The sequence below is a fragment of the Acetobacterium sp. UBA5834 genome (assembly GCF_002435675.1).
In the GTDB taxonomy this organism is placed as follows: Bacteria; Bacillota; Clostridia; order Eubacteriales; family Eubacteriaceae; genus Acetobacterium; species Acetobacterium wieringae.
This window is the reverse complement of record NZ_DJGY01000030.1, coordinates 63,798-71,909: the sequence shown is the minus strand read 5'-3', so window position 1 is coordinate 71,909 and position 8,112 is coordinate 63,798. Positions and strand designations below refer to the sequence as shown.

Sequence of the window (8,112 nt, the reverse complement as noted above, 5' to 3'; positions counted from 1 at the left end):
AATTGTTTCGTGCGAAACTGGGCCCAAAGCTCACGGCTGTTTTGCATTTATCAATGATCTATTGAAAGGCAATGACCAGGGTACTCTGGTCAAATTTTGCCGAACTGACAGTCATTCCTCTAAGGCTATTGGGTAGTGGAATATTCCGCTTGTAATTACCAATTTTGACAATCACATCCGACCCGGCCAGATTAACGGCCACCGCATCTTTGGTAATATTCGGTAAGAAAAGTTTCAGTTCATAACCCGTCGCAGTCTGCGCATATTTTTCACCCGCAATATCCGCTTTGATCGCAAATAAGTCGCAACTGTCGGTGAAGACCTCGGTACAGATCCGGTTGATGGCATCCAGGCCCAGCAAATCAGTGTCGTACCAGGGAATATAATATTTGGGAATTTGATCAAAACAGGCTTCAATTTCAGCAATGTACTTTTTCTGAATGGTAATCCATTTTGCAAAAAAGGGATTTTCGATTTCCCGGGGCAAGATCCGGTTGATAAAAATGCCATCGACGTTGTAGTTATAGAGCTTCATGTACATATAATTCCGTTTGGTTTCTGCCACCACCATTTTTTCCGGAATGGTCACCAAGCGGACCGAGGATACGTCCTTATTTTTTAACAACTCCTGGAGCTCAATCAACTTCACATAGAGGGTTTCAATATCACTCATGGCATGACGGTCAGGCAATTGAATCTTAAATAATGATTTTGAAACCGGCGACAGAATCCGTACTGCCACCTTGCCGACAGGAAAGAATTTATCCATATACCAGCACATCAGCTCCGGGAATTTAAGCAGCGACAGGGTCTCTCCGGTCGGGGCGCAGTCCACAATAATCCGCTGATAGTCGCTGTCATTGTATAATTCCTGAATTTTAAGTAAGGCGAACAGCTCATCCATCCCTGGCATCATCGTAAACTCATCCATTTCTGCACCATCCGGATTAATTGAGCCGATCATGTTCTTAAAGGCCTGCATCAGGTTTTTAAAATCCGTTTCCATCACATAATTGGGATCGATTTCCAGAACATCAAGATTGTCAGCCACTGTAACCGCTTCTTTGCCAATTGGATGATTAAAGAGATCCCCCAGATTATGGGCCATATCCGTACTGACGATCAGCGTCTTTTGGCCTTGCTGAGCTGATTTAAGGGCATGGGCTGCCGCTACACTGGTTTTTCCCACCCCACCTTTGCCGGTAAAGATCAATATCCTCTTCATAAGTTTCCTCCTGCTATTTTAATTCCTTTTTCGAATAGTTCGTTGTTCGAAGTATTCAGCTGAAAAGATGCTGCCCGGAGGCAGCCGTTTTATTCAATGATGATTTTTCTGATTTTTGAACTGGTTTGTGTTTCGACGGTCGCGCCGGTATCTTGGTTGATGGTATCAATGACCTTATCCACCAGTTTGAATACCAGATTGACTTCCTCGGAAGTGAAGCTATCCATTATCAATTGTCCGAAACGGATCATCTCCGTGAGGATATTTTGGATTGATGCTCGGCCGACTTCGGTCAGTTTAATGGTGACCACCCGTTTATCTTCTGAGCTTCTTTCGCGAAGGACGACCTCCCGTTTTTCCATCCGGGCCACAATCCCTGTGGCCGTATTCAGTGGCACACTGAGATAGTCAGCGATCTGGGTCATATTCACATCACTTCGTCGATACAAAAGCATCAGTACAAACACCTCATTTTTCGAACAATTAAAAATTTCATTGCCCCAGATCTCCGGCGACAAAAGATATTTTATTTTGTCCAGGTATTCAAATATCAATGCTTCCAGATTCCCATTAAGACGATTTTCCATTTTGCTGTTCCTTTATTATACGTGTAAGATACTTCATCCTTCGAATTAATTTAATTCTACATCCGAAGTACTTTGTTGTCAACCCCTTTTTTCTAAAATCCCCATTTTAATGGCCGTGCCATTCTGAGCCATTCTCAGAATTTTTCCTGATTATTAAAGACCCTTTAAAGCTTGCGGGTTATAATGCAGAGAGCCGAAAGGAGTCACGATGAAATTTGGAAAATTCTTACTGATCACAACCATTACCTTAGCCTCCCTTTTGGTGGGCTGCTATCCTTATGCCCGATATATAGAACCCAATCTCTTAATGGTTAATCGGGAAAAACTGGTCAGCAGCAGACTTGAGGCCCCCCTTAAAATCGTTTTTTTTGGTGATACGCATTTGGGTGAATTCAACGACAACGGCCAGCTCGAGCAAATTGTCACAAAGATAAATGCAGAAAATGCTGACCTGGTTGTCTTTACCGGTGACTTGATTGGATCAAGTGGCGATTTCACCGTCAATCCGGATACAATTGCCCAAAGTCTGGCTGAAATCCACGCCACCTATGGCAAGGTTGCCGTCATCGGAAATCATGAGTATGCCTTATTGGATCAATACAATTATTCCGACTTGATGAACGCTGCCGGTTTTGAGGTTCTCATTAATGACTGGCTGGATATTTCTGAGCTTAATTTGCGGGTGCTAGGCCTGGATGATGTTTATCGGGGTAATCCTGATTTGAATCTGACTGATGCGGCTCGGGACGGCGCTTATAATATTCTGCTGACCCATGAGCCAGATATTGTCGATGACATGAACAGTGATGCGGTTCAGCTGGTTTTAGCTGGCCATACCCATGGCGGCCAGATCTCACTGCCCTATCTCACCGAGAAGATTCTGCCCGCCAATGGAAAAAAATATGTCAAAGGGCTGTATGCGATTGGCAGCCAGGGACAAACCAACCTGTTTGTCACCAAAGGCACCGGCATGACCAAATTGCCCTTTCGCTTCCTGAACGTCCCTGAGATTGTCTCAATCGAAGTCAGTCCTTAGATTTATGATTGCTTTTGGGCATGAAGCTGTTTACGGATCTGTTCGACAATCTGCAAAATGGTATAGTATTCCACCTCAATCACATTGATCGTTGTATCATAGCCATCTTCTTTAATAATCTGGGGTGTAAAAATCAACCTGATTTTATTGCCTTCTTCATCATTCCAATCGACTGTGGTCATTTCCTGTTTTAAACTTCTGAAGTACAATTCGATCTGACTGTCATTCCAGGGCAGATAAAACCCTTCCTGATTCAGTGCTTTATTAATGTCTCTGACTCGTTTTCCGATTCCTTTAATATTCTGTATCCGTTTTAACATCGTTACTCCTTTTCCCAACCCTGTTTTTTGACTGTCTTTAATTTTAAGCTTTTTTTCAAAGCCTGGCAATTCATTTTCGCTGATCTGCTTGTTTCCACCCTTCTTCGAATTGCTTTACAAAAAAACACCCTCGACGGGTGCTTTTTCTATATTGGTTTGTTGATATAATCATTTTTTAGATTAACGAATAATCAAAGCGGTTTCTTCTATTATCCCGCATCTTCATATATACATTGGGAAAATAAGCGCTTACTCCTTCAGGTTTTTCCTCCTGAGTCGTCACAATTTCCGGTTGATGGATTTCAATATGGGTCGACATTCCCCGTTTAATTTTTTGTAATTCCTCTCGTGTCGTTTTTAAATCTGTCGCTAGTTTAACCTGTTTGCCAAACTGCATTTCTTTTCCCATCTGACTTTCGAGATTTTTAATGGTGGCTTCCAGCCTTTCCAATTGCTCGAACTTTCCTGCTTGTTCTACTTTTTCAATCAGTTCATCATTTTTTTTCTGACTTTTATCGCTCCAGACTGGAAACGCTTTTCCAGCAATCTGCATAAAAAAGTTCTCATAAATCTGATCCAGATTCATGCCATTAATCTTCAGTGACAAATCATCAGCGCTCATCCAATTCGTCTGATGATAGTTTTGGCAATTGAACAAACCCGTTTGGGGATTAAGTGTCTGATGATCACAGCACCAAAGCTGACCCCACTCTTCGTATCGAACCAGGAAAACCGCATATTGATCAATTTCCCGGTTGATAATTTCAAGAATCGTGGAACTGATCGCCTGACGGTTTAGAATAATTTCGACGATGGCGATTTCTGTAACATTTTGCCCCGTTGGATGTGCGATTGTTTCGGGTGAAAGTGTATTGATCCAGATGATGCTACGAATTTCATCGATGAAAATCTTTTTTGACGCACTGTCGTCATTTAAATATTTATAAAACAATTCTTTGGGCAGTCGCTTGTATACATTGGTGGTTCCTGGCAAGTCAATCATGGCATCTCCTTCTCAAATTTTTTGTGTGCTGATTTTAAAGACAATGGCTTCTCTGTTTATGTAATCGACTAATCATCCAAAATACTTAGGTATTTTTGAAGCACCACCTGATTAACACCTCTAAAACAAGCCTGGCATATTTTTATCTAAACTTCAGTGCCTTTTACTCCAATTAGCTTTATACTTACCCAGAAATCCCTTTACTAATTATAATAATTAGTCTTCTATGGATGCACCCGCTTGTTTAAGAGCAAAATTTATTGGTATAAATATTACAAAGACTGTTAACTGGAGGCTAAATCAATGAAAAAGTTGCGCATCATATTGTTCATATTCTTTACTGGTCTTTTTTGTTATCTGCTTTCTCCAGCGGTCTTCGCAACGACCAATGATCTGGGAATCTATACTAAAGAGATTTTGATTGTTCAGTCCTATCAACGGGATTATTACCATACTCGAGTTTTGGAAGAAGGAATTGAAGCGGTACTTTTTGATTCAGGAGAAAAGGTTCGCATCCGGTATGAATTTCTAGATACAAAAAGCAGTCTAGATGCTGATAATTTTAAAGCCCTGGCTGAACTAATGACTCAAAAATATCAGCAGGTTTCACTGGATGGTATTATCCTTTGTGATGATGATGCCCTGCTGTTTTACAATCAGTATGGCAAAACAATCTGGCCCAATACCACTTATGTTGTCAGTACGGGCATCAATTCTCTGAGACCTTACAGTCAGGGGATTCCCGGTATGGTCATTATCGAAGAACGGCCGGATGTGTCAAAGAATGTTGCGCTGGCTTTAGAACAAAATCAAGCAAAAGCTATTAAAACGCTGCATTTTATTTATGATGAAACCACCACCAGTAACGAAATGCGCTCAGACATCGTGTCCATGCTTGCCGAAAAATACCCGGAATATGAAAGTCAACACTACTTTGACAAAACACCGGAGGAACTCAAAACAATCGTTGATAATAGCGGTGACACCGATCTGTTTTTCTATGTCTTGTATTCTCGGGATCGAAATGGTATAACCTACCATTATGATGAAGTTCCCCGGTACATTTTAAAAAACGCCAAGAACCCGGTGTATGCACTCTGGGATTTCTACCTTGGTACTGGAGTGGTTGGTGGCTACGTTGCTTCTTCCTATAAATATGGCGAAAGTGCCGCCAACACGCTGCTTGATCTCTGGGCCGGACAATCCGTTTCACCCTTAGTTTATGAGGATGGTTCACATTATCAATATATGTTTGATTATAATGTTCTAAAAACATATCAACTGAGTTATGTTCCGGAAGGCGCTACAGTAATCAATAAACCGGTCTCCTATTTTGAAAAAAACAAAAACTTGATTATTTTATTCTCTGTGATCACCGGGGTACTGATCACCATTATTGGTCTCCTCCTCTATGCCATTCGTGAAAAGAATATTCTTAACCAGAAAACGGTCGAAATCGCTGATTTGAACCAGGAAATTGTGGATACTCAGAAGGTTTTGATTTCTAAACTGGGCGCTGTCATTGAAACCCGCTCGTTCGAAACCGCTAACCATGTCAAACGGGTCGCCCGGGTTTCTGCCTATCTGGCCAGGGAGTACGGACTCTCCGAGCGTGATGTGACAAGTCTCTCTGCGGTATCACCCATGCATGATGTCGGAAAAATCGGGATCGGTGAAAATATCCTTCATAAACCCGGCCGCCTTTCGGAGCAGGAGTTTGAAATCATGAAGTATCACACCAATATCGGTTATGAAATTCTGAAAAGCTCCGAGCGGGAAATGCTCCGTTATGCTTCTCTGTTAGCTCTGGAACATCACGAAAAGTGGGGCGGCGGTGGCTATCCCAGCGGTAAATCAGGGCTGGACATCCATATCTTTGCACGGATTACGGCGATTGCGGATGTCTACGATGCGCTTCGCAGTATCCGTTCCTACAAAGAGGCCTGGTCTCAGGAATCTGCTGTAGCTTATCTCCTCGAAGAAAAAGGAAAATTTTTTGAACCCAAACTGGTGGATATTTTTGTGACCAATATTGTTGAAATCGAAGCCCTTCGCAGCGCAACATCCGAGGATGAACTCAACGATTTCAGCCAGATGTATAAGTATTTGAAGGAACAAATGATGGACGAATAAGCGACAATTAGTCGTCAATTGTTCTTGCGTTGCAATTGTCCGCTTATGGGTATTCTTTAACAATGGTAAAATTTTTTAAGTTTTATTCGACTATTTCTGAATTTTATCCAATTATAGTTATCTCAAAATTAAAATAACGATGCTTTATCGTTATTTTTTCTTTTTTCCCATATCGTGTTTATTCACCTTGAAAAACAAACCGGTAAAATGTTACAATATGAGCCATATCATCCAGATTCCGAAAAAAGGTTGCATCCATAATCGTTTTATGGTTAACCCGACCAGGATGTGTTAATATCTATAAAGGAGGCCAGCATTTTGCATTTAAACAAGAATTGGTACACACACATCATTACATATTTATGGATTGCCATTGGCGTTTCATCGTCAGTGACACTGCTTAATCTGTTTTTTTCCAGTCTGGCTCCCCAATCTTTTTTCCTGGAACGCTTTCTATTCCCGCTTTTACTTGAAGTTATAATTCTTATTGTTTTAAAAAAGCTGATTCGCTTAAATACAACTGTCACCCCTTACTTTATCATCGTTGGATGTCAGGCCATTGTCATGATTCTGTTCATGGTTCATTATCCTGTTTTTTACGTAATGCTCTCGCTTTTTTTGATGCCCGTGCTTATCTCGATTTTTTTTCTGGATCTCAAACTGATTGACTTCTCTTTTTATCTGTCCCTTGCTGTATTTGTTGGCATGAAGTTGTTGTTCCCCCCGCTGTCAATGATGTCAGTAATTGAAGTTACGACATTTTCCGCCATTCTGGTGAGCGCTTATTTTCTTTCCCGGGAATTGACAAAACGATTTTCAGTTGTCTATACCGATATGGTTATCTCGGTTGAAAAAGAAAAAGAACTTTTATACCGTAACATTTACATGGAAAAGCTCACAAAGATGGATTTGGCTACAAACTTATACAATCATAAAACATTTCACGAGTATCTGGATGAGTTGGTGGCCCAATGTCGCAAACAACCCTTTAATCTTTCACTGGGATTGATGGATCTTGACCGGTTCAAAGGGATTAATGACCGCCAGGGCCATGGCAACGGTGATAAGGTTATTGCCACTGCTGCTGCTATCATTCGTGATAATCTGGAAGCCAATGATTTTGCTGCCCGCTACGGCGGCGAAGAGTTTGCCGTTATTTTTACTGAAAAATCACCGGAAGCCTGTCTTGAAATTCTTGAGCGAATACGAACCGATCTTGAAACGGCGGTTTTTGATACCATGCCTGATGAGGTTGTCACCATGAGCATCGGTTTTACCCCGTTCACCCCTAAAATGAGTAAAACTGACTTGTTCGAAGCAGCTGATGCCAGTCTGTATTCGGCCAAAAAAAATGGCCGCAATCAAATTCAATGTGCATCGTGATTCCAGCACTATCTCTTCGTCAGATTGATCCGACTTTCAAAGGCACCAATAACCACATCCTATTTTTAGCAACAAAAAAAGACTAATGCCGATTCTACGCTTTTACCTGTAGAATCGGCCTAGTCCAAAATCTCTGTTGTCATCCGTTTGGATTCCTCCTATGATTTTTTATCAAAAATCTTCTTTTTTCACTTTTTAAGTAAATTTCTCCAATTTTTAGGATGCTCTCGCTTTTAAAATTCGATTTGTTTGATACTCACCCGATTATTATTTACTAAATTTTTTACTTGATATTTTTGACTTCAGAACATTTTCTCGTTTCCAATTTAATATCGGATATGGCTTTCAGAAACCGTGAGAACTTTTCTTTTTTCAAGGATATTTTTCATTCATCGTTCATTTAATTCGTTGTGAGGTTACCTTCT

Annotated in this window: 7 protein-coding genes; 3 read left to right on the top strand and 4 right to left on the bottom strand. The window is 41.0% G+C overall.

The genetic code is table 11. The features are described from left to right. Nucleotides 1-58: 58 nt before the first annotated feature. Both B3F51_RS06780 and B3F51_RS06775 read right to left on the bottom strand, forming a co-directional pair. Nucleotides 59-1,225 carry an ArsA family ATPase gene (locus B3F51_RS06780; protein ID WP_286946211.1) on the bottom strand — a complete coding sequence of 389 codons (1,167 nt, stop codon included), beginning with the start codon at nucleotides 1,223-1,225 and terminating at the stop codon, nucleotides 59-61. A gap of 89 nt (nucleotides 1,226-1,314) precedes the next feature. Next, entirely contained in the window at nucleotides 1,315-1,812 is a 498-nt protein-coding gene (locus B3F51_RS06775; RefSeq protein WP_148637710.1) for a MarR family transcriptional regulator, read from the bottom strand. A gap of 208 nt (nucleotides 1,813-2,020) precedes the next feature. Between B3F51_RS06775 and B3F51_RS06770 the strand changes: the two genes are divergently transcribed. Beyond that, a complete protein-coding gene (locus B3F51_RS06770; protein WP_286946208.1) occupies nucleotides 2,021-2,848 on the top strand; it encodes a metallophosphoesterase in 828 nt (275 codons plus the stop codon). Between the two features lie 2 nt (nucleotides 2,849-2,850). On the opposite strand, the gene B3F51_RS06765 is transcribed toward B3F51_RS06770, so the two are convergent. Both B3F51_RS06765 and B3F51_RS06760 read right to left on the bottom strand, forming a co-directional pair. Beyond that, nucleotides 2,851-3,168: a hypothetical protein gene (locus B3F51_RS06765; protein ID WP_148637708.1), complete on the bottom strand. Its 318-nt coding sequence runs from the start codon at nucleotides 3,166-3,168 to the stop codon at nucleotides 2,851-2,853. A gap of 175 nt (nucleotides 3,169-3,343) precedes the next feature. After that, the gene (locus B3F51_RS06760) at nucleotides 3,344-4,171 is read right to left on the bottom strand and encodes a DUF4391 domain-containing protein (protein WP_286946206.1); all 828 of its coding nucleotides are present in this window, start codon (nucleotides 4,169-4,171) and stop codon (nucleotides 3,344-3,346) included. Nucleotides 4,172-4,474: 303 nt separating this feature from the next. Here B3F51_RS06760 and B3F51_RS06755 point away from each other — a divergent pair, with 303 nt between their 5' ends. Then, on the top strand, nucleotides 4,475-6,304 hold the full coding sequence (locus tag B3F51_RS06755; protein ID WP_286946204.1) for an HD domain-containing phosphohydrolase: 1,830 nt from the start codon (nucleotides 4,475-4,477) through the stop codon (nucleotides 6,302-6,304). Nucleotides 6,305-6,622: 318 nt separating this feature from the next. Beyond that, the gene (locus B3F51_RS06750) at nucleotides 6,623-7,687 is read left to right on the top strand and encodes a GGDEF domain-containing protein (protein WP_250935307.1); all 1,065 of its coding nucleotides are present in this window, start codon (nucleotides 6,623-6,625) and stop codon (nucleotides 7,685-7,687) included. Nucleotides 7,688-8,112: the final 425 nt, after the last annotated feature.

Coding starts and splice junctions, on each gene's coding strand:
- B3F51_RS06765 (WP_148637708.1), bottom strand. CDS start 3,168: ATGTTAAAACGGATACAGAATATTAAAGGAATCGGAAAACGAGTCAGA.
- B3F51_RS06760 (WP_286946206.1), bottom strand. CDS start 4,171: ATGATTGACTTGCCAGGAACCACCAATGTATACAAGCGACTGCCCAAA.
- B3F51_RS06755 (WP_286946204.1), top strand. CDS start 4,475: ATGAAAAAGTTGCGCATCATATTGTTCATATTCTTTACTGGTCTTTTT.
- B3F51_RS06770 (WP_286946208.1), top strand. CDS start 2,021: ATGAAATTTGGAAAATTCTTACTGATCACAACCATTACCTTAGCCTCC.
- B3F51_RS06775 (WP_148637710.1), bottom strand. CDS start 1,812: ATGGAAAATCGTCTTAATGGGAATCTGGAAGCATTGATATTTGAATAC.
- B3F51_RS06780 (WP_286946211.1), bottom strand. CDS start 1,225: ATGAAGAGGATATTGATCTTTACCGGCAAAGGTGGGGTGGGAAAAACC.